A 24,806-nucleotide genomic window follows, 5' to 3' on the forward strand; every position below is an offset into this window, starting at 1 on the left:
GATGCGCAGGATTTCGGTTTTCGGGGCGACCGGCTCGATCGGTGTGAACACGATCGACCTGTTGCGCCGTCAGGGCGGGGCGGAGGCGTTCCGCATCGTCGCGCTGACCGGCGGGCGCAACATCGACCTGCTGGCCGCGCAGGCGCGCGAATTGCGCGCCGAGGTCGCCGTCACCGCGCATGAGGATCGCCTGCCCGATCTGCGCGCCGCGCTGCAAGGCTCGGGCGTCGAGGCCGCCGCAGGCCCCGCCGCGCTGATCGAGGCGGCGGAACGCCCCGCCGACTGGGTGATGAGCGCGATCGTCGGCGCGGCGGGGCTGGCGCCCGGCTTCGCGGCGCTGCGGCACGGGACCACGCTGGCGCTGGCGAACAAGGAAAGCCTTGTCGCCGCCGGTCCCCTGCTGCTGGCCGAGGCGGCGCGGCATAACGCCCGCATCCTGCCCGTCGACAGCGAACATTCCGCCGTCTTTCAGGCGCTGACCGGCGAGCGGATCGAGGATGTCGAGCGTGTCATCATCACCGCCTCGGGCGGGCCGTTCCGGGACTGGAGCCTTGCGCAACTGGAACGCGCGACGCTGGCCGAGGCTTCGCGGCATCCGAACTGGGCGATGGGGCAGCGGATCACCATCGACAGCGCCTCGATGTTCAACAAGGCGATGGAACTGATTGAAACGCGGGAATATTTCGGCATCGCGCCGGAGCGGATCGAGGCGGTCGTCCATCCCGAAAGCCTTGTCCACGCGCTGGTGGGGTTCCGCGACGGGGCGCTGATGGCGCATCTGGGCGCGCCCGACATGCGCCATGCGATCGGCTATGCGCTGAACTGGCCCGCGCGGCGGGAGCTGCCGGTCGCGCGGCTCGATCTGGCGCGGCTCGGGCAACTGACGTTTCAGGCGCCGGACGCGGTGCGCTTCCCGGCGCTGCGGCTGGCGCGCGAGGTGATGGCCATTCGCGGGGCGGCCGGCGCGGTCTTCAACGCGGCGAAAGAGGTTGCGCTCGACGGTTTCATCGCCGGGCGGATCGGTTTCATGGACATGGCGCGGCTGGTCGAATCCCTGCTCTCGGACATGTCATCGCGGCAGGGTCTTGGAAATGCGCCGGTGAGCCTCGATAACGTCCTAGCAGTGGATGCCGAGGCGCGCGCCCTTGGCCGCGAACGTCTCTCGACCGGAAGGATCTGACCTTTGGAGTTTCTCCCCGATTTCGGCAATGCGATCTATTCCGTGGTGGCCTTCGTCGTCGCGCTGTCGATCATTGTGACGGTGCATGAATACGGCCATTACATCATCGGCCGGCTGTCGGGGATCAAGGCGGAGGTGTTTTCCGTGGGCTTCGGTCCGCGGCTGTTTTCGCGGGTGGACCGGCATGGGACGCGCTGGCAGGTGTCGGCGCTGCCGCTTGGCGGCTATGTGAAGTTTCTCGGCGATGCCAATGCCGCCTCGGCGGGGGTCGATCAGGCGGCCGTCTCGGGACTGAGCGAGGGCGAACGCCGTCACACGATGGCCGGCGCGCCTTTGTGGGCGCGGGCGGCGACGGTGGCGGCGGGGCCGGTCTTCAACTTCATTCTGTCGATTCTGGTCTTTGCCGGGGTGATGATGTGGTCGGGCCGCGCGACCGAGGAGCCAGTGATCGGATCCCTCTATCCGCTGCCCGAGGCGGTGGACATGCTGCGCCCCGGCGACCGGGTGCTGGCCATCGGCGGGATCGACACGCCGGATTACGGGGCGCTTTACGCCGCGGCCTCGGACGGGCTGCCCGATACGCCGACGGTGATCTGGAGGCTGTCGCGCGACGGCGCGACGGTCGAGGTCGCGGGGCCGCAGCCGATGCCGCCGCGGCTGAGCGCGGTGATCCCCGCCTCGGCCGCCTATGCGGCGGGGCTGCAGAAGGGCGACGTGATTACCGAAATCGACGGCGTGCCGGCGGCGCGCTTCGCCGATCTGCGGCAGGCCACGGCCGATGGGGCGGGCAAGCCGCTGACCCTGACCGTCTGGCGCCCGGACGGCGCGGACGCCGCGCTCCGCACCGTCACCCTGACGCCGAAAAGCACCGATATGCCCACCGCCGACGGCGGCTTCGAGACCCGATACATGATCGGCGCGACGGGTGAGCTGGCCTTTGCGCCGCTGACCCGCCGCACCGGCCTGATCGAGGGGATCACCGGCGGCGCGCAACAGACGTGGATGGTGGTCAGTTCCTCCGTTTCCGGGCTCAAGCACATGATTCTCGGTCAGATTTCATCGTGCAACCTGCGCGGCGCCATCGGCATCGCCGAAGGGTCGGCGGCGGCGGCGAAATCGGGGCTCGCGGATTTCATCTGGTTCATCGCGGTTCTGTCGACGGCGGTGGGCTTTCTGAACCTGTTTCCGATTCCGGTTTTGGATGGCGGGCATCTGGTGTTTCACCTCTATGAAGCGATCACCGGGAAACCGCCCTCGGACGGGGCGATGAACGGGCTGATGGCGATCGGCATGGCGCTGGTTCTGGCGCTGATGTTCTTTGGCCTTTGGAACGACGTGACCTGCCCCTGAACCCGCGCCTGAGCGGCCCGCCGCGGACGGCGCCGGAAAGGCGCGCGGGGCGCGCTTCGTCTTTTGACAAGGTTCCCCTTTCCGGCTACTCACGGTCTGACAACAAAAGGGCAGTACGGGGTAAGGGAATGACCAACCGGCGGCAAGAGACGACCGTGGCGGGGCGGGGCCTCGCGCGGTGGGGGCTGGCGTTGCGTCTGACGGCGGCGGGCCTTGCCGGAGCGACGGCGATCGGCTCCGTTCTGGTGCCGGTCGTGGCGCAGGCGCAGGACTACCGCTTCACCAACATCAGGATCGTGGGCAACGAACGGATCGAGGCGGCCACGATCCTGTCCTATGCGAATATCAGCAGCGGCGCCGCGATCTCGGCCGGGGAACTGAACGACGCTTTTCAGCGCATTCAGGGATCGGGCCTGTTCGAGAAGGTCGAGCTGGTGCCGCAGGGATCGACCCTGACCATTCAGGTGCAGGAATTCCCGACGGTCAACGTCGTGTCCTTCGAGGGCAACAGCATCATGAAGGACGATGCGCTGGCGAAGATCGTCAAGACCCAGCCCAACCACGTCTTCAACCCCGCGGTGGCCGAGGCCGACGCCGACAACATCGCCCGCGGCTATGCGGAAGCCTCGGGCCGCTACGGCGTGCGCGTCGATCCCAAGGTCATCCGCCGGTCGGGCAACCGCGTCGACGTCGCCTTCGAGATCATCGAGGGATCGGTGTCCGAGGTGCAGCGGATCGGCTTCACCGGAAACCATTCCTATTCCAACCGCCGGCTGCGCGACGTTCTGGCGACGAAACAGTCGGGCCTGCTGCATGCGATCATCTCGAGCGACAGCTTCGTGCCGGACCGGGTGGATCAGGACCGCCAGCTGCTGATCGACTTCTACCGCTCGCGCGGCTATCCGGATGTGCAGGTGACGGGCGTTTCCTCGGAGATGGCGCGTGACCGCAATGCCGTCTTCATGACCTTCAACATCAACGAGGGTCAGCAGTACAAATTCGGCAATATCACCACGGTCTCGGAAATCCCGGAACTGGACGCGGCCGAATTCTCCGGTCTGGCGAAAATCCGCACCGGGTCGATCTATTCGCCCAACGCGATCGACATCGCCGTCACGCGGATGGAACAGCTGGCGCTGCGCAAGGGCGCCAACTTCGTCCGCGTCGATCCGCGCGTGACCCGCGATCCCCGCACCCAGACGCTGAACGTGCAGTTCGCGCTGGTGCCGGGCGACCGGCTGTTCGTCGAACGCATCGACATCGAGGGCAACACCACCACGCAGGACAACGTGGTCCGGCGCGAGTTCCGCACCGTCGAGGGCGACCCCTTCAACCCGCGCGAAATCCGCAATTCCGCCGAACGGATCCGCGCGCTTGGCTTCTTCAGCAATGCCGAGGTGAACACCCGGCAGGGCTCCGGCCCGGATCAGGTCGTGGTCGACGTCAACGTCGAGGAACAGCCGACCGGCTCGCTGACCTTCGGGGCCAGCTATGGCGTGTCCTCGGGCTTCGGGATCAACGTCGGCTTGCAGGAATCGAACTTCCTCGGCCGGGGGCAGTATCTGGGCGTGCAGATCGGCACGACCTCGGACAACCAGCAAAGCTCCATCGATTTCGTCGAGCCCTATTTCCTCGGGCGTGACCTAAGGGCGCGGGTTCATCTTTGGTACAACACCTCCGAGGATGACAATTCCGCCTATTCGACCAAGCGGCTCGGCATCACGCCGTCGATCGAATTCCCGGTTTCGGAAAATTCGCGGCTGGAACTGCGCTACACCTATTCGGTCGACCGGCTGTATAATGTGACCTCGGAAGAAGAGGCGGCGGCAAGCGGCAGCAGTTCCTGGTCCTCGCCGATCCTCGAACGCGAGGAAGGGGAGCGGACGACCTCTTCGGTCGGCTACAGCTACACCTGGGACACCCGGCGCAGCGGGATCGACCCGCGCTATGGCTTCACCGCCCGCTTCGGGCAGGATATCGCGGGCGTCGGTGGCGATGTGGAATCGTTGCGGACCACGGCGCTCTTGCGGGCCGAACGCAAGGTCTGGCACGAGGAAGTCACCCTGCGCGCCGAACTGGAAGGCGGGGCGGTCCACAAGCGCGGCGATACGCAACTCACGGTGCTTGACCGCTTTTCGGGTTACGGCAAGGTGCGCGGGTTCGAATCGAACGGCTACGGTCCGCGCGACCGGAACGCGCCGAACGGCGATGCGCTCGGCGGCAAGTATTTCGCCGCGCTGCGTCTGGAATCCGAATTCCCCATCGGCTTCCCCGAGGAATACGGCATCACCGGCGGCCTGTTCTGGGATACCGGCTCGGTCTGGGGGCTGGACGACAAGATCGGCGCCGGCGGCATCGAGGTGGACGACGGCATGAAGCTGCGTTCGGCCGTGGGCTTTTCGATCTACTGGCGTTCGGCGATCGGCCCGCTGCGGCTGAACTTCTCGCGCGCGGTGAAGAAAGAGGAATACGACAAGGTGCAGAACTTCGACCTGACCATCTCGACCCAGTTCTGAGGGCGGGATGGCACGGGGTGCGGCACAGCGGCGGGCGGCACGGCGGGGATGGATCCTCGCCGCGATGCTGGCGGGTGTGTCGCTGGCCCCCGGTGCCGCGGGGGCGCAGGCGGCGACGGCTTCGCAGCAGGTGCTGACGCTCGACTGGGAACGGCTGTTCGACGAAAGCCACTGGGGCAAGCGCATCCGCGAGGATCTGGCCCGGGAATCGCAGGCGCTGAGTCAGGAAAACGACCGCATCGCCGATGAGCTGGTGGCCGAGGAGAAATCCCTGACCGAACGCCGCGCCACGATGAACGCCGAGGATTTCCGCCGCGAGGCTGCCGCTTTCGACGCCCGCGCGACGGAGATCCGCAACACGCAGAAGGCCAAGGCCCAGGCCCTGACGCAGAAATTCGAGGATGAGCGCGAGGCGTTGTTCCGCGCGATCGCGCCGCTTCTGGACGACATCTTGCAACAGCGGGGCGCCGCGGTGGTGATGGACCGGCGGGCGATCATCCGCGGCCGCGCCGATGCCGACGTGACCGGCGCGCTGGTGACGCTGGTGAACGACCGTTTCGGCGAAGGCCCGCAGCCCGCCGCGACGCCCTGACCGCCGCGCCGGCCTTTCGGCAAAGGCCAGTGCTTGCCATTGCGCCGCCGCGTTGTTAGCAATCGCGCGATCCGCCTGTTCCGGACCCGTTTCGAGGAAGCCAGATGACTGAACCCGCCCCCCACACGTCCGCCGACCTGGCGCTCATCAAACAGATCATCCCGCATCGCTATCCGTTCCTGCTGATCGACAGGGTGCGCGACATCGTGCCCTTCGAATCCGCCGTGGGTGTGAAGATGGTGACGTCGAACGAGCCGCATTTTCAGGGGCATTTCCCGAACGAGCCGGTGATGCCGGGCGTGCTGATCGTCGAGGCGATGGCGCAGACATCCGCCATCGTCGTGGGCATTTCGATGAACCTGATCGGCACCGACATGGTGACCTATTTCATGGGCATCGACGCCTGCAAGTTCCGCCGCAAGGTGGTGCCGGGCGATGTGCTGGAACTGCGCGTGACCTGCAAGCGGGGCGGCGGCAAGGTGTGGAAATTCCTGGGCGAGGCCTTTGTCGGCGATGAAAAGGCGGCGGAGGCCGAATTCACCGCGATGATGGCTCCGGCTCCGAAAAGCTGAGCCATGACACTTGCCCGATGCGCTGACCGGAAACGGAATGGAGGCTGGAAACATGGCGATTGATCCGCAGGCGGTTATCCACCCCGCCGCCGTGGTCGAAGAGGGCGCGGTGATCGGCGCGGGCTGCCGGATCGGTCCGTTCTGCCACGTCGGCCCCGAGGTCGTGCTGGCCGACGGGGTCGAGCTGAAATCCCATGTCGTCGTCGCCGGTGCGACCGAGATCGGGCCCGAGACGGTGATCTTCCCCTTCGCCTCGATCGGGCAGATCCCGCAGGACCTGAAGTTCAAGGGTGAAAAGACCCGGCTGGTGATCGGCGCACGCAACCGCATCCGCGAATATGTGACGATGAACCCGGGGACCGAGGGCGGCGGCGGCATCACCCGCGTCGGCGACGACGGGCTGTTCATGTCCTCGTCGCACGTGGCGCATGACGTGCAGATCGGCGACCGGGTGATCCTGGTCAATTCCGTCGCCATCGCCGGCCATTGCCATATCGAGGATGACGTGATCGTCGGCGGCCTGTCGGGCGTGCATCAATGGGTGCGGATCGGGCGCGGCGCGATCATCGGGGCGCTGTCGATGGTGACCTCGGACGTGATCCCGCATGCGCTGGTCGCAGGACCCCGGGCGGAGATCGAGGGGCTGAACCTCGTCGGGCTGAAACGTCACGGCGTGGCGCGCACGGACATCGCCGCGCTGCGCGAGCTGTATCAGGCCCTGTCGGATGGCAATTTCCGCGAACAGGCGCGCAAGCTGCATGAGGCGGGCGCGGACAGCGCCTATGTGAACGAGGTGCTGGAGTTCATCCTCGGCCCCTCGGATCGCAGCTTCCTGACGCCGCGCGTGCACCGGGATCATAAATGACGCGGACCGCGCTCATCGCCGGCACGGGGGCCTTGCCCGCGCTTCTGGCGGCGGCGCGGCCCGACATGCTGGTGTGCGAGCTGGAAGGGTTTCCCGCCGCCATTCCGGGCCGCGAGCCCTTGCGCTTTCGGGTCGAGCGGCTGGTGCCGTTTCTGAACACGCTGGTGTCGCGGGGCATCCGCGAAGTGTGCTTCGCCGGCGCCATCCAGCGCCCGAAGATCGAGGCGACGAAATTCGATTTCCGCACGCTGGCGCTGGTGCCGCGGATCATGACGGCGATCCAGTCGGGCGATGACGCGACGCTGCGCGCGGTGATCGCGCTCTTCGAGGAAAAGGGCCTGACGGTCGTCGGCGCGGATGCGATCGCGCCGGATCTGGTCGCGGGCGCGGGCGTGCTCAGCGGCACCGTCTCGGATCAGGACCGCAAGGATGCCGCCCGCGCGCGCCAGATCGTCGAGGCGATCGGCGCGGTGGATGTCGGGCAGGGGGCGGTCGTCGCGCGCGGCCTGTGCCTAGCGGTCGAGGCGCTGCCGGGCACCGACGCCATGCTGCGCTTCGTCGCCGAAACGCGCAAACCGGGCCATGCGGACGGGGTGCTGTTCAAGGCGCCGAAGCCGGGGCAGGATTTGCGCATCGACATGCCCGCCATTGGCCCCGAAACCGTCGCCCGTGCGGCCGAGGCGCGGCTGTCCTGCATCGCCTGGGCGGCGGGCGGAGCATTGCTGCTCGATCGCGGCGCGACCCTCGCGGCGGCGGCGGCGGCGGGGATCGCGCTGTGGGGGATCGGCGCATGAGGCTGTTTCTGGTGGCGGGCGAGGCCTCGGGCGACAAGCTCGGCGCGGCGCTGATGGCGGGGCTGAAAAGCCTGGTGCCGGACGTCACCTTCGAGGGCATCGGCGGCCCGCTGATGGAGGCGGAGGGGCTGACCTCGCGCTTCCCGATGGAGGAGCTTTCGGTGATGGGCATCGCCGAGGTCCTGCCGAAATACCGCCATCTGAAACGCCGCATCGCCGAAACCGCGCAGGCGGTGATTGACATGCGCCCCGATGCGCTGATCACCATCGACAGCCCGGATTTCTGCCTGCGCGTCGCAAGGATCGTCAAGGAGACCGTGCCGGAGCAGAAGACGATCCATTACGTCGCGCCCTCGGTCTGGGCATGGCGGCCGGGGCGGGCGGTCAAAATGGCGCGGGTGATCGACCATGTGCTGGCGCTGTTGCCCTTTGAGCCGCCCTATATGGAAGCCGCGGGGATGAGCTGCGATTTCGTCGGCCATCCGGTGGTGGCCGAACCGCGCGCCACGATGGAACAGGCCGACGCGCTGCGCGAGACGCTGATGATCGGCCCGCGCCAGCCGGTGGCGCTGTGCCTGCCCGGATCGCGCCGGGGCGAGGTGAAGCGGCTTCTGCCGCGGTTCGAGGCGGCGCTGAAGATCCTCGGCCAGCGGCATCCCGACCTGCGGGTGATCGTGCCGACGGTGCGCGGCGTCGCCGCCGTGGTGCGCGACATGACGGCGGGCTGGGAAACGGCGCCCATCATCGTCGAGGCGGCAGATGACAAGCGCGCGGCCTTCGCGGCGGCGGATCTGGCGCTGGCGGCCTCGGGAACGGTGAGCCTCGAACTTGCGGCGAACCGGGTGCCGATGGTGATCGCCTATGACGCGAATGTCATCAGCTGGCACATCATCTGGAACCTGATGCGGATCGACACGGTGACGCTGGTCAATCTGGTGTCGGAAACCCGCGCGGTGCCGGAATTCCTTGGCCCCAACTGCCGGGCGGAAAAGATCGCCCCGGCGCTGGAGGCGCTGATCTCCGATCCGGCGGCGCGGGCCGCGCAGATCGCCGCGATGGAGGAAACGATGCGCCGTCTGGGCGAGGGTGGCGAACCGCCCGGCCTGCGCGCGGCGCGCTCCGTGCTGAAGGCGCTGGCCGCTTAGAGCGCGCCTCAACCCCGGATCGCGGCGCGGGCGGAGAGGCTGCAGGGGGCGCCGCCCCCGCGCGTTCCGCGCTCCCCCGGGATATTTATGGAAAAACGACGGGCAGAAGGCCGTTATCCGGTGTCCATTTGGGCGCTATCAGGGACTCCAACGCGGAACGGCCTCTCTTTCATCTTTCCTCAAATATCCCGAGGGTGAGGCTGAAAGCCGAGGGGGCAGCGCCCCCTGCGCCCTCTCCGCCCGCGCCGCGATCCGGGGTTGAGCCTCTTCTCACTCCGACCCTTGCGCCGGGGCGAGTTGTTCCTCGTCGTCCAGCGGGATCACATCCACCGCCTGCCGGCTTTCATGTCCGCCCGCCGTGCGCATCACGCCGCGCACCGGGGCGACGTCGGAATAGTCGCGCCCATAGGCGACGGTCACGTAATCGAGCCCCGCATATTGGTCGTTCGTCGGGTCGAATTCGATCCAGCCGATTTCCTTGCCGACCCAGGCGCGCACCCAGGCGTGCATCGCGTCGGCGCCTTCGAGCCGGGGTTGGCCGGGCGGCGGGAAGGTGCGCAGGAAGCCCGAGACATAGCCCGACGGGATCCCGACCCCGCGCAGCGCGGCGATCATGATCTGGGTGAAGTCCTGACACACGCCGCGCCGCTTGGCGAAAGCCTCGGCCGGGGGGGTCTCGACGGTGGTGGCTTTCGAGTCGAACTTCATGTCGCGGTTGAGCGCGCGGCCCACCGCCTCGACGCCTTGCAGGGCGGTCATGCCGGGGCGGATCAGCGCGCGGGCATAGGCGGTGGCCTCGGGGAAGGGGCGGATGCGGGGGCTCGCGCCGCGATAGTGATGCGGCGCCTCGGGCCCCAGTGTCTGGACCGAAGCGATGTCTTCCTCCAGCAGCTCGACAGGCGGCGAGAGGTCCAGACGCTGCGGCACGGCCCGCCGCTCCACCCGCGCCATGAGCTGCAGCGCGACGGAATCGATCGGCGCGTGCCAAGCGACGGTGGTCATCGCATTGCCGAAGAAATCCAGCGCGTCGCGGCGTTCATCCGCGGCGGGTTCCACCGTCAGATGCCGCGACAGCACCCTTTGCCGCCCCGGAATGTCGCAGGGCAGCAGCCGCACCAGATTGCGCAGATGGTCCGAGGAAACGGCGTAGCTGTATTCGATCAACAGGCGGATGTCATAAAGCATGGGAACCTCAGCGCAGATAGGCTGCCCCGACCAGATCGGAGATATGGGCCAGTTCGGAGCGCAGGGCGATCAGGCGCGCGGTGTCGATCTCGACCGGATCGCGGACGCAAAATTCCGCCTCGATCGGCAGGATCGCGCGCGAGATCGGCGCGAGCCGCCCGTTCACCCGCGAATGCGGCAGATCGTCGGCCAGTTGCCGGATGCGCTGGATCTGGAACAGGATGGCGCGGGGATTGTCGGCATCGAGCGCCAGCAGATCGACGACCGTATTGCGCGAGGTTTCCACCCGGTAGCGGCGCTGATGGGTGATGACGCTGTCCGCCACCTCCACCGCCATGTCGAGCGAGCCCTGGGGCGCATCCGGGTCGGCGAATTCCGCCAGCAGCGCCGCGAGCGAATCCGCCCGTTCCAGCGCGCGGCCGAGGCTGAGGAACCGCCAGCCGGAGAAGCGATACATGTTTTCATGCACGAGACCGGAAAAGCCGGTGATCTTGCGCACCAGAACCGACATGGCGCGGGCGGCATCGTCGCCCGGTTGCGCGGTCGAGGTCATCCGTCGCGTGGTTTTCAGCAGGTCGTTCAGCGCCGCCCAGCCATCGGTGGAAAAACGGTCCCGCACCTTGGCCGCGCAGCCGCGCGCCGCCTCGATCCGGTCGATCAGGGCGGGCGGGATCGGGCGGCTCAGATCGTAGCCGTAATTGTCCATGAAATCGCGCAGCCGCCGCAGCCGTGCGTCGTTCGGATTGTCGGTCTGCGCAAGACGCAGGTTATAGGCGCGGATCAGGCGGATCGCATCCTCGGTCCGTTCGACATAGCGCCCGAGCCAGTAGAGGTTGTCGGCCGAGCGCGCGGGCAGGATCCCGGTGGTGGAGCGGCGGAAATCACCCGTCTCCGGCGGGGCGAGGGTGTCTTGCGGCACCGGCTTGTCGGAGACGACCCAGACATCGGCGACCGATCCGCCGCGCTGCATGGCCAGCGCCATCGCATCGCCCGATTTGCCGATCCGGGCATAGCCGCCCTTCATGAAATGCCAGCCCGAGGGCGTGCGCGCGGCGAAGATCCGCACCGTCATCGGGCGCGGCTCGACCCGGCCGCCGTCCTCGGCATCGACCCATGCGGGGGTGGTGGACAGCGATACCGCCTCCTGCCCGACGAGGGATGTGCCCTCCGCCTCGATCCATTCGGCGATCGAGCGCTTCTCGCTGTTGAGGAAATTGCCGCCAAGCGCGGTGGTCGAGCCGATGTCGAAGGGCAGGTCGACCGCATAGGCCGATCCGATCATCATCCGGTCGGCGTTGCGGCGGACATAGGCGCGCTGGCTTTCGCCGCCGCACCACCATGTGGCGATATTGGGCAGGATCAGCGGCTGGCCGGTCAGCAGTTCGGAAATGCGCGGGAAGAAGGCCATCATCGCCCGCATCTCAAGAATGCCGGAGCCGAGCGCGTTGACCAGCGCGAGGTTGCCCTGCCGCACCGCCTCCATCAGGCCGGGGGTGCCGATGCGGCTGCTGGAATCCAGCTCCAGCGGATCGGCGAAGGCCGCGTCGATGCGCCGCCACAACAGGCCCACGGGGATCGGACCTTGGATGGTGCGCACCATCGCCTCGCCGTTCTCGACCAGCAGATCCTCACCTTCCAGGAGCATCATGCCGAGGTAGCGGGCGATGTAGGTATGTTCGTAATAGGTGTCGTTCTGCGGCCCCGGCGTCAGGATCGCGGCATAGCGGTCGCGCCCCGCCGAACCGCGCGCCAGATGCTCCATCGCCGTGCGGAAGGCGCCGAAGAACCCGGCGAGCCGGTGGATATGCGCGCGCGGGAACCGTTCGGGGAAGATCCGCCCCGTCGCCATGCGGTTTTCCAGCGCGAAGCCCGCGCCCGAGGGCGCCTGCGTCCTGTCCCCCAGAACGAACCACGACCCGTCCGGGGAGCGGCCGATCTCGAAGGCGAGGAAATGCAGGTAATGCCCGCCGCGCGGCGTCACACCGACCATCGGCCGCAGCCATTGCTGCGATCCGGCGATCAGCTCGGCCGGCAGATGGCCGTCGCGCACCAGATCGCCCGGCCCGTAAAGATCGGCCATCACCGCTTCCAGCAGGTCGGCGCGCTGCGACAGGCCCGCGCAGATATGCGCCCATTCCTCCTCGTGCAGGATCACGGGAATGTGGCTGAGCGGCCATTCCCGTTCCTGCAGGGGATCGTTGGAATACTGGCGGTAGAACACCCCCGCATCGCGCAGATAGAGGTTGCCGCGCTCGAATCGGGTGGCGATTTCCTCCTGCGTCAGCCGCGAAAAGCGATCGACGAAGCGCCGCCACACCGGGCGCATATGCCCCTGCGCATCGAACAATTCATCCGCAACACCGGGGGTTAGCCGGTATTCGGCGAATATGTCCTGAACCGGCTTTTTCCGTGCTGCTTCCGTCATCCTGACCCTCTGGTCAAATTAGAGGCTCACATGAGCCCGATCGGCCTTCGCAGGTCAAGGGTCAACGGAAACTCCGGATGCGGGATTTCCGTCTGCGGACGATAGGCGCCCGGTTCGTGGCCATAGGGCTCGAAACGGGCCAGACGGCGGGCCTCGGCCTCATAGGCATTGACCGGGAAGACATCGTAGTTCCGCCCGCCGGGATGGGCGACGTGATAGGTGCAGCCCGCAAGGGCATGGCCGCTCCAGCTGTCGTAGATGTCGAAGACCAGCGGCGCGTTGACCGGCAGGGTCGGGTGCAGGGCCTCGGGCGGCTGCCACGCCTTGAACCGAACGCCCGCCACCGACACGCCCGAGGTCTGCGTGCGCGCGAGCGGCACCGGGCGGCGGTTGCACATGACCTGATAGCGGTCCTGATGCAGCGAGGTCAGCTTGACCTGCAACCGTTCCACCGAACTGTCGGTATAGCGCACCGTGCCGCCGATCGCGCCGGTTTCGCCCAGAACGTGCCAGGGTTCCAGCGCCTGACGGATTTCCAGATTCACCCCCTCCGCCTCGATCTGCCCACAGAAGGGGAAGCGGAATTCGGCCTGCGCCTCGAACCAGACGGGATCGAAGTCGAAGCCGTTCCGGCGCAGGTCGCCCAGCAGGTCCAGCAGGTCTTCCCACAGGAAATGCGGCAGCATGAAGCGGTCGTGCAGCACCGTGCCCCAGCGGACCGGGCGGCCCTCGACCGGGGCCTTCCAGCAGCGCGCGATCAGGGCGCGCAGCAGCAGTTGCTGCGCAAGGGACATGCGCGGATGCGGCGGCATCTCGAACCCGCGGAACTCGACCAGCCCGAGCCGCCCCGTCGGCCCGTCGGGGGAATAGAGCTTGTCGATGCAGATCTCGGCCCGGTGGGTGTTGCCGGTCACATCGGTCAGCATGTTGCGCAGCAGCCGGTCCACCAGCCACGGCGGCGGGGTGAAGCCCTGCCACGGCGGGACGATCTGGCTGAGCGCGATTTCCAGCTCGTAGAGCGTGTCGTGGCGCGCCTCGTCGATGCGCGGGGCCTGCGAGGTCGGGCCGATGAACAGGCCCGAGAACAGGTAGCTCAGGCACGGGTGCCGCTGCCAGATCAGGATAAGCGACTTCAGCAGGTCCGGGCGACGCAGGAAGGGGCTGTCGTTTGGCGTGGCGCCCCCCACGACCACATGGTTGCCGCCGCCGGTGCCGGTGTGGCGGCCGTCGATCATGAACTTGTCGGCGCCAAGTCGGGACAGGCGGGCCTCTTCGTAGATCGCCTCGGTGGTGGCGACGCAATCTTCCCAGCTATGGGCGGGGTGGATGTTCACCTCGATCACGCCGGGGTCGGGGGCGACGCGGATCACGTTCAGGCGCGGATCGTTCGGGGGGGAATAGCCCTCGATATGGATCGGCAGGCCGAGATCGTCGGCCGTGGCCTCCGCCGCGGCCAGAAGCTCCAGATAATCCTCCAGCGTGTCGCAGGGCGGCATGAACAGGCACAGCCGGCCGTCGCGCGGCTCCATCGCGATGGCGGTGCGCACGGCGCCGGCGCCCGGATCGGTGCCCTCGCCAAGATCCGCGTCCTGCCGCACGATATCCTGCCGGGTGACAGCCTGCCGGTCCGCCTCGGCCGCGCCGGCACGGTAGCCCTGCGCATGACCGGGGGAGACGGGCGGCACCATCCGGGCGCGTTCCTCATCCTCCTTCGCGATGCGGTCGATTTCCTCCTGCACCTTGCGGCGGCGTTCCATCATCGCCTGATAGTCGGGCAGCGGCTGCACCGGCACCGTCGGATCGGCGGGATAGCTGTAGGGATATTGCGCGGGCGGAATATAGGGCAGCGACCCCAGCGGCAGACGGAAGCCCACCGGGCTGTCGCCGGGGATCAGGAAGATATGGCCGCGGCGCGGTTTCCACAGCTCGGACCGCCAGTGCGAGGGCTTATCCGCCGACTGCCACCAGCGTTGAAGCGGCAGGACATAGCCCGAGGGTTCGGTGAGACCGCGGTTGAAGACACGCGCGTAACGTGCCCTGTCCTCGGGGTTTTTCAGCTTCGGATTTTCGGGGGAAACGTTCGGCGGCAGGTTCGCCTCCTTGAGGATCCATTCGCCCGGATCTTCATAGGCCGGTTGCGCATAGCCGGGCGCGAGGCCGAGCTTTTCGGCGAAGCCCGCCATGAACCGCCCGGCATCCTCGGCGGTGACCGGGGCGGGACGGTTTTCCTGCGCGATCAGATCGGGGTTTTTCCACACCGGCAGCCCGTCGCGCCGCCAGTAAAGGGAAAAGGTCCAGCGCGGCAGACTTTCGCCCGGATACCATTTGCCCTGCCCGTAATGCAGGAACCCGCCCGGCGCGAAGCGGCTCTGCAAGCGGCGGATCAGCGTATCGGCAAGCCCGCGTTTCTGCGGCCCGACGGCGGCGGTGTTCCATTCCGCCGACTGGAAATCGTCGATCGAGACGAAGGTGGGCTCGCCCCCCATCGTCAGACGCACATCGCCCTCGGTCAGGCTGTCGTCGACCTGCCGGCCAAGGGCGTTCAGCCTTTCCCACGCCTCGTCCGAGAAGGGCTTGGTGATCCGGGGATGTTCGGCCAGCCGGGTGATCTTCATGTCGAAGTTGAAATCGACCTCGGGCGCGCCGGCGGAGGAGAAGCCACCGACGATCGGCGCGGCGTTGCGGTAATGCGGGGTCGCGGCCAGCGGCACATGGCTTTCGCCGGTCAGCAGGCCCGAGGTCGGATCCAGCCCGATCCAGCCCGCGCCGGGCAGGTAGACCTCGCACCAGGCATGCAGATCGGTGAAATCGTGATCCGTGCCCGAGGGACCGTCGAGCGAGGCGACATCGGGTTTCAGCTGGATCAGATAGCCCGAAACAAAGCGCGCCGCGAAGCCGAGGTTGCGCAGCACCTGCACCAGCAGCCAGCTCGAATCGCGGCAAGAGCCGAAGGCGCGTTCGAGCGTTTCCTCGGGCGTCTGCACCCCGGGTTCAAGCCGGATCGTATAGTTGACGATCTGCGGGATCCGCGCGTTCAGCTCGACCAGAAAATCGACGGTGCGGTGCTGGCCGCGGTCAATGGTGGACAGGAACTGCGCCAGCCGCGGCCCGACGGGTTCGGGCGTGCGGTAGATCACCAGATCGTCGCGCAGATCCTCGGGATAGTCGAAGGGCCAGTGTTCGGCCGAATCCTCGACGAAGAAATCGAAGGGATTGTAGACGGTCATGTCGGCGACCAGATCCACCTCGATCTTGAATTCGGTCACCGGCTCGGGAAAGACGAAACGCGCCAGCCAGTTGCCGTAGGGATCTTGCTGGTGGTTCACGAAATGCCCGCCCGGCGAAACCTTGAGGCTGTGCGAAATCACGCGGGTGCGCGAATGCGGCGCAGGGCGCAGCCGGATGATCTGCGGGCCGAGCGTGACCGGACGGTCGTATTTGTAGTGGGTGAGGTGATAAATGGATGCGTAGATCGCCATTGCCGCTTCCCTGCTATTGCCGCGTTCAGCTTAGGCATGGGGCGGGTTGCGGCCAGCCCAAAGCCCCGATTCGGGTCCGTTATCTGGTGCCTGCGGCAGCATTTGCCTAAAAATTAATCACGGCCCTGCCCAAGGGGAAACCGGCGCCGTAGGAGGGGCTCAAAAAAGCAGACGGCGCCGCAGATGCGGCGCCGGTCTGAAGGCAGGCAGGTCAGTCTGTCGGTCGCCGGGTATCAGCCCCGCCAGGTGCGCACCTGACCGCAATCCATATGGACGAAATTCGACCCGTTGTATTGCCCGACGCCGCCGGCGTTGCAGGCGCTTGCCGCCGCGAACATCTGCGAGACGGAGCGCGACTTCAGCCGAAGATCGGCCGCCATCCCCTTGATGTGCAGGGAGTTTTGCGCAACCCCCCTGGAGCGGGACCGCAGCATCGCATTGGTCTGCGGTGAACGGTAGCCCGACAGCATCATATAGGGTTCGTTCGTGCCCATCAGCCGGTGCGAGGCGGTCGCGATGTCGATGGTGCGCGGGTCTATGTTGGTGACCTGATCCGTGCGCCAGTCGCGCATGAACAGATTGATCTCTTTCAGGGCCTCGGGGACATATTTGCCCTCGATCCAGTAGACCGTATCCAGGCTTTCGCCGGTGCGGCCCGAGTACATCCTGATGCGGCGGATATCGCCCGCGCCGCGCAGGAAGCCGAAGGCGTTGGAGGCAGTCGGCGCAGCAGTAATCATCGTGGCTGCGAAGGCTGCCAGAAGCCCGCGACGGGAAACTGTGGAATTGCTCATGTGTTTGCCTGTCCGTCCTCGTGACGCATTGCCGTCTTTATGCGCGGCTTAACGTGCCAGTAACCCCTGACCATGTCTGAGTTTATGGCATAGGGCGCCTAAATATCCAACAAACGATTCCCGGTAAAATTGAGCGGTTCGGATCCATCGGCTGATTCTTGCCAAACGCCGTCGAAAGCCGCCGAAAGATCGGGGCTGTGGCATGGTTGCATCTGTCGGGGCGGCCGTGACGGCGTCGGCGGGGCAGGGGCTGGGTTGTTCTGGACTTGGCGGTGCGATTTCGGGATTCTGCGTCAAAATGACAAGAGGCGGAGCAGATGGGCAACAAGGTTCGGGGCGGGACAGCATGGCTGATCCTGGCGGTATGGGCTTCGGCGGGGGCGGCGGCGGCGCAGGTCGCGGCGGTGGCGGCGTCCCCGGCCGTGCTGATGCCGGACCCGGCACCGCCCCGGCGTGAACTGGCCGAACTTTCGGGCTATGCGCAGGCGGTGGCCGAGGGCGTCGCCGGCAATCCCGGGCTCAAGGCCTTTTACGAGGCGCGCGGCTATGCGCCGATCTGGACGACGGGCGCGGATGCGGACCGGCGGGCGGCGTTCTTCGCGGCGCTCGGCACGGCGTCCATGCACGGCCTGCCCGCCGCGCGCTATGGGGGCGAGGCGCTGCGGGCGCAGTTCGCCACCATCCGCTCGGAACGGGAGCGGGGCCTGCTGGAGGCGCAGATGTCGATGGCGCTGGTCAGCTATGCGCGGAACCTGTCCTCGGGCGTGCTGGAGCCGAAGCGCGTCGATCCGACCATCGTACGTGACATCCTTCGCCCCGATGCGGGGCAGGTGATCGGCGGTTTCGCCGCGGCGGCGCAGCCCGCGGCCTTCCTGCGCGATCTGGCGCCGAAGTCGCAGGAATACAGCCGGCTTTTGCGCGCGCGGATGGATCTGGGCCGGCAGATCGCGGCGGGCGGCTGGGGCGCGCCGGTGACGGCGGGCATTCTGCGTCCCGGCGAAGAGGGCGATCAGGTCCTCGCGCTGCGCCAGCGGATGCAGGCGATGGGCTATCTGGGCCGCGGCGCGAGCCGCAGCTACGACGCCGCGCTGATCGCGGCGGTCAAGGGGTTTCAGGCGGAAAACGGGCTGAAGGCCGATGGCGTCGCCGGGCCTTCGACGCTGGCCGCCGTCAATGCCGCGCCCGAGGACCGGCTGCGTTCGATCCTTGTCGCGATGGAGCGGCTGCGGTGGATGAACGGCATCGACCTGTCCGCGCGCCATATCTGGGTGAACATTCCGGATTTCAGCGCCGAGATCGTCGAGGATCATCAGGTCACCTTCCGCTCCGTCGCCGTGGTCGGGCGGGCGGAGCCGGATTACCGCACCCCGGAATTCTCGGACGAGATGCAGACGGTGGTGATCAACCCGGCGTGGCATGTGCCGCGTTCGATCACCGTGCGGGAATATCTGCCGAAGATGCAGCGCAATCCGAATGCCTCGGCGCAGATCCAGATCGTCGACAAGGCGGGGCAGGTGATCCCGCGCGATCAGGTGAATTTCGCCGCCTACAATGCCGACAACTTCCCCTTCCGGATGCGGCAGGCGCCGTCGGACGACAATGCGCTCGGACTGGTGAAATTCCTGTTTCCCAATCCGTGGAACATCTACCTGCATGACACGCCCTCGAAATCCCTGTTCGGGAAAGAGGATCGCGCGCTGAGCCACGGCTGCATCCGGATCGGCCGGCCCTTCGATCTGGCCTATGCGCTGCTGGCGCCGCAGACCGACGACCCCGAGGCCTATTTCCAGAAATTCCTGGCCGCCGGGAAAGAGAAATTCGTGACCCTCGCGCAGCCGGTGCCGGTGCATCTGGTCTATTTCACCGCATGGCCCGAGGCGGACGGGCATATCGCGTATCGCAAGGATGTCTACGGGCGGGATGCGGCGCTGTTCGCGGCGCTGGAAAAGGCGGGGGTGGAATTGCCGGTGCTGACGAACTAGATCGGAGGAAAGCCCCGTTCCGGGGCCAGATCCGGGGGATAGCATGGCGCAGCAGACCGTCGAAACCATCGCAAGGGCGCTTGACGCGCGGGCCGAGGGGGATCTGACCCTGCCGATCGACGGCGCGTCCGAGCCGCAGGCTGCGGGGCCGCGTCAACTCGCGCTGGCGATGGCGCCGAAATATGTGGACGGTATCGCGCAGGGCCATGCGGTGGCGGCGCTGCTGCACGAAGGCGCGGACTGGAAGGCGCTCGGGCTGAAGGCCGCGATCTTCGTGCCGCGCCCGCGTCTGGCGATGGCGGGGCTGTCGAAGGCCTTCGATCCCGGCCCCGACATCGCGCCGGGCATCCATCCGACGGCGGTGATCGACCCTTCGGCCGAGATCGGCGAAAATGCGGCGATCGGGCCTTTCGTCGTGGTCGGGCGGGGCGCGAAGATCGGACCGAATGCCCGGATCGCATCGCATGTGGTGATCGCCGAGGGGGCGCGGATCGGCGCGGATGCGCTGATCCTGTATGGGGTGAAGATCGGCGCGCGGGTGGTGATCGGCGACCGCTTCATCGCGCAGGCGGGTGCGGCGATCGGCGGCGATGGCTTTTCCTTCGTCACGCCGGAGAAATCGGGGATCGAGGAGATCCGCGAAACCCTCGGCCAGCGTCAGGAGATCCGTGAACAGCATTGGACCCGGATCCATTCACTCGGCACGGTCGAGATCGGCGACGATGTCGAGGTGGGCGCGAATTCCACCATCGACCGCGGCACGGTGCGGGCGACGACCGTGGGCTCGGGCACCAAGATCGACAATCTGGTGATGATCGGCCACAATGTGCAGGTCGGGCAGGATTGCCTGATGTGCTCGCAGGTGGGCATCGCCGGATCGACGCGGATCGGCAACCGGGTGACCTTGGCCGGGCAAGTGGGCGTGAGCGACAACATCTTTGTCGGCGACGACGTGATCGCGGGCGGCGCCACCAAGATCTTTACCAACGCGCCCAAGGGCAGTGTGCTGCTGGGCTATCCGGCGCTGAAGATGGAAACCCATGTGACGGCATGGAAAAATATCCGCCGTCTGACAAGATTGTTTGCGCAAGTCGCCGAACTTCGTGAAACTGTTGCAAAGCTGATCGAAAAGGAGGGCGCGAAGTAACGGCAACATGAGGTCCGACGTGCAGGAACAGATCATTTCCATCATCGCGCGCGAAGCTGTCATCGATGCGGATCAGGTCCGGCCGGACATGACGCTCGATGAACTCGGTCTCGACAGCCTTGGTCTGGTCGAGATGATCTTTTCCATCGAGGAAACCTTCGGCGTCTCCGTCCCGTTCAATGCGAACGAGGGACAGGCGGGGGAATTCGACCTGTCCTCGGTCGGCGCCATCGTCGGCGCGGTCGAACAGCTGATCGCCGGGCGGGGCGCGGCGGTCGCCTGACGATGCGGCGCGTGGTCATCACCGGGGCCGGCACGGTCAATGCGCTGGCGCGGGATGTGCCGGGGACATGGGCCGCAATGGCGGCCGGGCGTTCGGCGATCGGGGCGCTGGAATTTCCCGATGTCGAAAGACTGTCGATCCGGATCGGCGCGCAGGTCCGGGACTGGCGGCCCGAGGAACATCTCGACCGCACGCGGCTGTCGCTTTACGACCGTTTCACCCAGTTCGCGCTGGTCGCCGGGGCCGAGGCGATGGCGCAGGCCGGGCTTGCCGCCGCTCCGGGCGATGCGACCCGCTGGGGCGCGGTGATCGGCACGGCGGGCGGCGGCAACGGCACGGTCAATGAGGCCTTCCGCGCGGTCTTTGCCGAAGGCCGCAATCGCGTCCATCCTTTCACCGTTCCACGGCTGATGAACAATGCCGCTGCCTCGCATCTGTCGATGCAATGGGGGCTGACGGGGCCGGTGTTTTCGGTGGCGACCGCGTGCTCCAGCTCAAATCATGCGATCGGGCTGGCGTTCCAGATGATCCGCGCCGGCATGGCGGACGGGATGCTGGCCGGCGGGGCCGAGGCGATGCTGAATTTCGGCGGGTTGAAGGCGTGGGAGGGGCTGCGCGTCATGTCGCCCGATGGCTGCCACCCGTTCAGCCTTGGCCGCAACGGCATGGTGCAGGGCGAGGGGGCGGGGGTTTTCGTGCTGGAGGAACGCGAGGCCGCGCTGGCCCGTGGCGCGACGATCCTGGCAGAGGTCCGGGGGTTCTGCATGACCTCCGACGCGGGGGATATCGTCATGCCATCGGCCGAGGGCGCGGCGCGCACGATCGGGGGCGCGCTGGCCGATGCGGGCGTGACGCCGGCGGAGGTGGGCTATGTGAACGCCCACGGCACCGGCACGGCGGCGAACGACCGCTGCGAGGCGGCGGCGATCCATGCGGTTTTCGGCGCGCGGGCGGAACAGGTGCCGGTGTCCTCGACCAAGGCGATGCACGGCCATTGCATCGGCGCGACGGGGGCGATCGAGCTTCTGGCCTGTATCATGGCGCTGCGCGACGGGGTGATCGCGCCGACGATCGGCTATGAAGCGCCGGATCCGGATTGCCGGCTTGATGTCGTGCCCAATGCGGCGCGGCGGGCGCCGGTCGAGGTGGCGATCTCCAACGCCTTCGCCTTTGGCGGGCTGAACGCCGTTCTGGTGCTGTCCGCCGGGTGAGCCGGTTTTGATGAACCAAAAGGCAACGCCGCCCGGATCGGGCGGCGTTCGGTCTTTTCTGTCGCGCCGGAGGCGCGACGGATCATTGCTGGAGCTTCAGATCCTTGTTGCGCGCCGACACGGCGTCATAGGCCGCGGTGAACCCCTTGAGGGAAACGTCCACATTCACCGGCTCATTCGGCGTGGAGATCGGCACGACGGTCAGCGTGACCTTGTTGCCCTTCTTGAACTGCGCCAGTTCCTCCGGCAGCAGGCCGATCCGCGCGAAGCAGCCGAGCTGGGCGCAGAAGGTGAACGGATAGCCGCGCGGCGTCTGATTGTCGACCTTGAGCGCCAGATTGGCGGTCAGCAGGGTTTCGAGCGGGGTCATGATCGTCGCGCCGGCGACGGCCTTGCCGCCCGGCGGCAAGGCGATCATCGAGATGTCGGCCACCGCATTGCCCTTGGCGTCATGCAGAAGCTGATACATCTGGCAGGGGTCGTTGCCGTCCTCGCTGCGGAAGCATTGCAGATTCCAGTCGCCGAAGGTTTCGGCGGTATAGCTGCTGCCCGGACCTTCGGTCGGCTCGGCGGGCTGGGCCTCCGCCGTCGCGGGCGGAGTGGTGGTGGCGGGCGCTTCGGCGGCGGGGGCCTCCGTCGCAGGGGCCTCGGTCGCAGGGGCCGCGGCGTCCTGTGCGAAGGAAGCCGGCACCGCCAGGCACAACACCAGCGCGGCGGCAGCGGAATTTCTGAAAACGGTCATCTCAACTTTCCATCCTGAACCGGAAATCTGCCGTGGCTTATCATGGCGCGATGATGCTGTCAGGGGGCAATTCCGCCTCCGGGGCCGATCCGCCCGCCGGAAGCCATGACAGTCGCGTGAATGTGTGGGGTCCAGATGCAGAAAAGGGTCCCTGTCGGAACCCTTTTCGTTTCCCCCTGCCGGACTGGCCGACCTTGTCATTAATGTGACGCTAGAATTTATCTCGCGGCGGGTCAACCGGCAAATGATCCGTTCCCCCGCGCGGGGGCGAAACGGAATAAGAGGCGCGAAACGAAAAAAGCCGCACCCGAAGGTGCGGCCAGTCTGACAGGGAGGAAACGCCCCGGCCCGCAGAACGCGACCGGAACGATCCCGGTATGGCACGGGAAGGTTAACTTCGCGTTGCGCGACCGGAATTGCGCCCGCCCGCCCCAAGGGTGCTTTCTTGCGCGGCGAACCGGCTATATGAGGAAAAGGACGCATGCGAAGGAGATCAGGCATGACGGGCGTTCTGACCGAAACAGGCATTTTCGTGGGCGGCGGCGGCGAGGGATATACCACGCCGCAGGAGCTTTTGCTGAAATACGGCAATCGCCACGGCCTGATCGCCGGCGCGACCGGCACCGGCAAGACGGTCACCTTGCAGGTTCTGGCGGAGGCATTCTCGACCGCCGGGGTGTCGGTCTTCATGGCCGATGTGAAGGGCGACCTGTCCGGCATCGCCGCTCCGGGCAGCGAAAGCGCCAAGACCCATGAGGCCTTCGTCAAGCGCGCCGGGACGATCGGCTATGACCTCGCCTATACCGGTTTTCCGGTGACCTTCTGGGATGTCTTCGGCGAACAGGGGCATCCGGTACGCACGACGATCTCCGAAATGGGGCCATTGCTGCTGGCGCGGCTGATGGGGCTGACGGATGCGCAGGAAGGGGTGCTCAACATCGTCTTCCACCTCGCGGACAGCGATGGGCTGGCGCTGCTGGACATGGCCGACCTGCGCGCGATGCTGACCCATGTGGGCGAACGTGCGCAGGATCTGTCGCTGCGTTATGGCAATGTCGCGCCGCAGACGGTGGGGGCGATCCAGCGCCAGCTTCTGGTGCTGGAGAATCAGGGCGCGACGCAGTTTTTCGGCGAACCGGCGCTGGCGCTGGCGGATCTGATGAGTCCGACCCCCGACGGGCGCGGCCGGATCAACGTTCTGGCGGCCGACAAGTTGATGAACGCGCCCCGGCTCTATGCGACCTTCCTGCTGTGGCTGATGTCGGAACTGTTCGAGGAACTGCCCGAGCAGGGCGATTCGGACAAACCGAAGCTCGTCTTCTTCTTTGACGAGGCGCATCTGCTGTTCGACGGTGCGCCCAAGGCGCTGGTCGACAAGGTGGAACAGGTGGCGCGGCTGATCCGCTCGAAAGGGGTGGGGATCTATTTCATAACGCAAAATCCGGCGGATGTGCCGGACGGGGTGCTCGGCCAGCTTGGCAACCGGGTGCAGCATGCGCTGCGCGCCTTCACCGCCAAGGACCAGAAGGACCTGCGCCGCGCCGCGGAAAACTACCGCGCCAATCCACGCTTCGATACGGAAACCGCGATCAAGGAGGTCGGCACCGGCGAGGCGGTGACCTCTTTCCTCGACGTGAAGGGTGTGCCGGGCATGGTCGAGCGCACGCTCGTGCGGCCGCCGCAGTCGCGGCTCGGGCCGCTGACGCCGGAGGAGCGCCGCGCGATCATCGCCGCCTCGCCCTTCGCCGCCAAATACGACACGCCGATCGACCGGGAATCGGCGAGCGAGATCCTTGCCGCCCGCGCCGCCTCGGCCGCGCAGGAAGCGTCGGCGCAGCCACGGTTGCGCGAATTCAACAACGCCACGCGGATCGAACCCGCGCGCGCCGACAAGCCCGTGCGCAAGACCGGCGGAGGGTCCTCGCGGTCGGATTCGATCGCCGAGGTTTTCGGCAAGAGCCTTGCGCGGCAACTGGGATCGAAGGCCGGGCAGCAGATCGTGCGCGGCGTTCTGGGATCACTGTTCCGCGCGCGCTAGGTCCGCGTCAGGCGGCATGGGAGGCGTAGATCCGCGCCTCCGCCATCAGCGCGATCAGCACCGTCACATGGCGGGTCACATTATAGTCCGCCGCGGCGGCTCGTCGAGCCTCGTCGAGCCGCGCCTCTTCGTCCAGCAGAATCGCCAGGAGGGATTCGGGCCGGGACAGGTGCTGGGATTCGATCAGACCGCGCAGATCCCGGTTGCGGTTGTAATCCATCTGCCCCGCGCGCGCGGCCCGGACCAGCAGGCGCGGGCGGCGCAGCGCGGCAATGGCGAACAGCAGGGCGGACATTTCGACATGGTCAAGCATCGGGACCTCCTTTTGGTTTGGCCCGATCATGCGCCTTCAACCTCCGGTGTTGCGAAACTGCCTGAAGGAGCGTTCGCAATGGTTGGGAATCTTTATACTTTTTAAAGAAATCTGGCCTTCGCCCGGATTGTTAACGACCGGGTAACCAAAGCAACCCACGGTTGAGAGGTCAGCGAGCTGCCGCTGCCGCGCC

The 24,806-nt window shown here is 66.9% G+C and carries 19 protein-coding genes; 13 read left to right on the plus strand and 6 right to left on the minus strand.

What is annotated here, in order from left to right; genetic code table 11:
* The first annotated feature begins 1 nt into the window (after position 1).
* The 8 genes from dxr to lpxB all read left to right on the plus strand — a co-directional run bounded on the left by dxr (position 2) and on the right by lpxB (position 9,014).
* On the plus strand, positions 2-1,180 hold the full coding sequence (dxr, locus tag D2T30_RS02360) for a 1-deoxy-D-xylulose-5-phosphate reductoisomerase (RefSeq protein WP_128207476.1): 1,179 nt from the start codon (positions 2-4) through the stop codon (positions 1,178-1,180).
* A gap of 3 nt (positions 1,181-1,183) precedes the next feature.
* Complete coding sequence (gene rseP / locus D2T30_RS02365; protein ID WP_128207477.1) at positions 1,184-2,530, plus strand: RIP metalloprotease RseP; 1,347 nt, start codon at positions 1,184-1,186, stop codon at positions 2,528-2,530.
* A 128-nt stretch (positions 2,531-2,658) separates the two neighbouring features.
* Complete coding sequence (gene bamA / locus D2T30_RS02370; RefSeq protein ID WP_128207478.1) at positions 2,659-5,046, plus strand: outer membrane protein assembly factor BamA; 2,388 nt, start codon at positions 2,659-2,661, stop codon at positions 5,044-5,046.
* Between the two features lie 7 nt (positions 5,047-5,053).
* Positions 5,054-5,638: an OmpH/Skp family outer membrane protein gene (locus tag D2T30_RS02375; RefSeq protein WP_128207479.1), complete on the plus strand. Its 585-nt coding sequence runs from the start codon at positions 5,054-5,056 to the stop codon at positions 5,636-5,638.
* A 104-nt stretch (positions 5,639-5,742) separates the two neighbouring features.
* Positions 5,743-6,210 (plus strand): 3-hydroxyacyl-ACP dehydratase FabZ, encoded by a 468-nt coding sequence (gene fabZ / locus D2T30_RS02380; RefSeq protein WP_128180977.1) that lies wholly within the window; start codon positions 5,743-5,745, stop codon positions 6,208-6,210.
* A 52-nt stretch (positions 6,211-6,262) separates the two neighbouring features.
* Positions 6,263-7,075, plus strand: a complete 813-nt coding sequence (gene lpxA / locus D2T30_RS02385; protein ID WP_128207480.1) for an acyl-ACP--UDP-N-acetylglucosamine O-acyltransferase — start codon at positions 6,263-6,265, stop codon at positions 7,073-7,075.
* Positions 7,072-7,869 carry an LpxI family protein gene (locus D2T30_RS02390; RefSeq protein WP_128207481.1) on the plus strand — a complete coding sequence of 266 codons (798 nt, stop codon included), beginning with the start codon at positions 7,072-7,074 and terminating at the stop codon, positions 7,867-7,869. Before lpxA ends, D2T30_RS02390 begins: the two co-directional genes overlap by 4 nt.
* On the plus strand, positions 7,866-9,014 hold the full coding sequence (lpxB, locus tag D2T30_RS02395) for a lipid-A-disaccharide synthase (protein WP_128207482.1): 1,149 nt from the start codon (positions 7,866-7,868) through the stop codon (positions 9,012-9,014). The genes D2T30_RS02390 and lpxB overlap by 4 nt, the downstream gene beginning before the upstream one ends.
* 270 nt (positions 9,015-9,284) lie before the next feature.
* Here lpxB and D2T30_RS02400 read toward each other — a convergent pair whose 3' ends face one another.
* From D2T30_RS02400 to D2T30_RS02415, 4 genes are all read right to left on the minus strand, one after another.
* Positions 9,285-10,199, minus strand: a complete 915-nt coding sequence (locus D2T30_RS02400) for a transglutaminase family protein (RefSeq protein WP_128207483.1) — start codon at positions 10,197-10,199, stop codon at positions 9,285-9,287.
* A gap of 7 nt (positions 10,200-10,206) precedes the next feature.
* Positions 10,207-12,624 carry a circularly permuted type 2 ATP-grasp protein gene (locus D2T30_RS02405; protein WP_128207484.1) on the minus strand — a complete coding sequence of 806 codons (2,418 nt, stop codon included), beginning with the start codon at positions 12,622-12,624 and terminating at the stop codon, positions 10,207-10,209.
* Positions 12,625-12,650: 26 nt separating this feature from the next.
* Positions 12,651-16,103 carry a transglutaminase family protein gene (locus D2T30_RS02410; RefSeq protein WP_128207485.1) on the minus strand — a complete coding sequence of 1,151 codons (3,453 nt, stop codon included), beginning with the start codon at positions 16,101-16,103 and terminating at the stop codon, positions 12,651-12,653.
* A gap of 233 nt (positions 16,104-16,336) precedes the next feature.
* A complete protein-coding gene (locus D2T30_RS02415; RefSeq protein WP_128207486.1) occupies positions 16,337-16,897 on the minus strand; it encodes a YcbK family protein in 561 nt (186 codons plus the stop codon).
* A 317-nt stretch (positions 16,898-17,214) separates the two neighbouring features.
* Between D2T30_RS02415 and D2T30_RS02420 the strand changes: the two genes are divergently transcribed.
* Genes D2T30_RS02420 through D2T30_RS02435 form a run of 4 tightly spaced genes read left to right on the plus strand, consistent with a single transcriptional unit; the run spans position 17,215 to position 21,520 of the window.
* A complete protein-coding gene (locus D2T30_RS02420) occupies positions 17,215-18,879 on the plus strand; it encodes a L,D-transpeptidase family protein (protein WP_241651176.1) in 1,665 nt (554 codons plus the stop codon).
* Positions 18,880-18,922: 43 nt separating this feature from the next.
* Entirely contained in the window at positions 18,923-20,026 is a 1,104-nt protein-coding gene (gene lpxD / locus D2T30_RS02425; protein ID WP_128180961.1) for a UDP-3-O-(3-hydroxymyristoyl)glucosamine N-acyltransferase, read from the plus strand.
* A 19-nt stretch (positions 20,027-20,045) separates the two neighbouring features.
* A complete protein-coding gene (locus tag D2T30_RS02430) occupies positions 20,046-20,309 on the plus strand; it encodes an acyl carrier protein (protein WP_380727781.1) in 264 nt (87 codons plus the stop codon).
* A gap of 2 nt (positions 20,310-20,311) precedes the next feature.
* Positions 20,312-21,520: a beta-ketoacyl-[acyl-carrier-protein] synthase family protein gene (locus D2T30_RS02435; RefSeq protein WP_128207488.1), complete on the plus strand. Its 1,209-nt coding sequence runs from the start codon at positions 20,312-20,314 to the stop codon at positions 21,518-21,520.
* Between the two features lie 82 nt (positions 21,521-21,602).
* Here the strand turns inward: D2T30_RS02435 and D2T30_RS02440 are convergent, their stop codons facing one another.
* A complete protein-coding gene (locus D2T30_RS02440) occupies positions 21,603-22,262 on the minus strand; it encodes an invasion associated locus B family protein (protein ID WP_128180955.1) in 660 nt (219 codons plus the stop codon).
* Positions 22,263-22,761: 499 nt separating this feature from the next.
* Here D2T30_RS02440 and D2T30_RS02445 point away from each other — a divergent pair, with 499 nt between their 5' ends.
* Entirely contained in the window at positions 22,762-24,300 is a 1,539-nt protein-coding gene (locus tag D2T30_RS02445) for a helicase HerA-like domain-containing protein (protein WP_128207489.1), read from the plus strand.
* Between the two features lie 7 nt (positions 24,301-24,307).
* On the opposite strand, the gene D2T30_RS02450 is transcribed toward D2T30_RS02445, so the two are convergent.
* The gene (locus D2T30_RS02450) at positions 24,308-24,613 is read right to left on the minus strand and encodes a DUF6477 family protein (RefSeq protein ID WP_241651177.1); all 306 of its coding nucleotides are present in this window, start codon (positions 24,611-24,613) and stop codon (positions 24,308-24,310) included.
* Positions 24,614-24,806: the final 193 nt, after the last annotated feature.

It is taken from the genome of Paenirhodobacter populi (assembly GCF_004022215.1).
In the GTDB taxonomy this organism is placed as follows: Bacteria; Pseudomonadota; Alphaproteobacteria; order Rhodobacterales; family Rhodobacteraceae; genus Rhodobacter; species Rhodobacter populi.

Excerpts from the sequence above, each read along its gene's own strand:
- dxr (WP_128207476.1), top strand. The coding sequence starts at position 2 with ATGCGCAGGATTTCGGTTTTCGGGGCGACCGGCTCGATCGGTGTGAAC.
- D2T30_RS02435 (WP_128207488.1), top strand. The coding sequence starts at position 20,312 with ATGCGGCGCGTGGTCATCACCGGGGCCGGCACGGTCAATGCGCTGGCG.
- D2T30_RS02390 (WP_128207481.1), top strand. The coding sequence starts at position 7,072 with ATGACGCGGACCGCGCTCATCGCCGGCACGGGGGCCTTGCCCGCGCTT.
- D2T30_RS02450 (WP_241651177.1), bottom strand. The coding sequence starts at position 24,613 with ATGCTTGACCATGTCGAAATGTCCGCCCTGCTGTTCGCCATTGCCGCG.
- D2T30_RS02410 (WP_128207485.1), bottom strand. The coding sequence starts at position 16,103 with ATGGCGATCTACGCATCCATTTATCACCTCACCCACTACAAATACGAC.
- D2T30_RS02405 (WP_128207484.1), bottom strand. The coding sequence starts at position 12,624 with ATGACGGAAGCAGCACGGAAAAAGCCGGTTCAGGACATATTCGCCGAA.
- lpxD (WP_128180961.1), top strand. The coding sequence starts at position 18,923 with ATGGCGCAGCAGACCGTCGAAACCATCGCAAGGGCGCTTGACGCGCGG.
- D2T30_RS02400 (WP_128207483.1), bottom strand. The coding sequence starts at position 10,199 with ATGCTTTATGACATCCGCCTGTTGATCGAATACAGCTACGCCGTTTCC.
- D2T30_RS02420 (WP_241651176.1), top strand. The coding sequence starts at position 17,215 with ATGGGCAACAAGGTTCGGGGCGGGACAGCATGGCTGATCCTGGCGGTA.
- D2T30_RS02375 (WP_128207479.1), top strand. The coding sequence starts at position 5,054 with ATGGCACGGGGTGCGGCACAGCGGCGGGCGGCACGGCGGGGATGGATC.
- D2T30_RS02445 (WP_128207489.1), top strand. The coding sequence starts at position 22,762 with ATGACGGGCGTTCTGACCGAAACAGGCATTTTCGTGGGCGGCGGCGGC.
- lpxB (WP_128207482.1), top strand. The coding sequence starts at position 7,866 with ATGAGGCTGTTTCTGGTGGCGGGCGAGGCCTCGGGCGACAAGCTCGGC.
- fabZ (WP_128180977.1), top strand. The coding sequence starts at position 5,743 with ATGACTGAACCCGCCCCCCACACGTCCGCCGACCTGGCGCTCATCAAA.
- D2T30_RS02415 (WP_128207486.1), bottom strand. The coding sequence starts at position 16,897 with ATGAGCAATTCCACAGTTTCCCGTCGCGGGCTTCTGGCAGCCTTCGCA.
- bamA (WP_128207478.1), top strand. The coding sequence starts at position 2,659 with ATGACCAACCGGCGGCAAGAGACGACCGTGGCGGGGCGGGGCCTCGCG.
- D2T30_RS02440 (WP_128180955.1), bottom strand. The coding sequence starts at position 22,262 with ATGACCGTTTTCAGAAATTCCGCTGCCGCCGCGCTGGTGTTGTGCCTG.
- lpxA (WP_128207480.1), top strand. The coding sequence starts at position 6,263 with ATGGCGATTGATCCGCAGGCGGTTATCCACCCCGCCGCCGTGGTCGAA.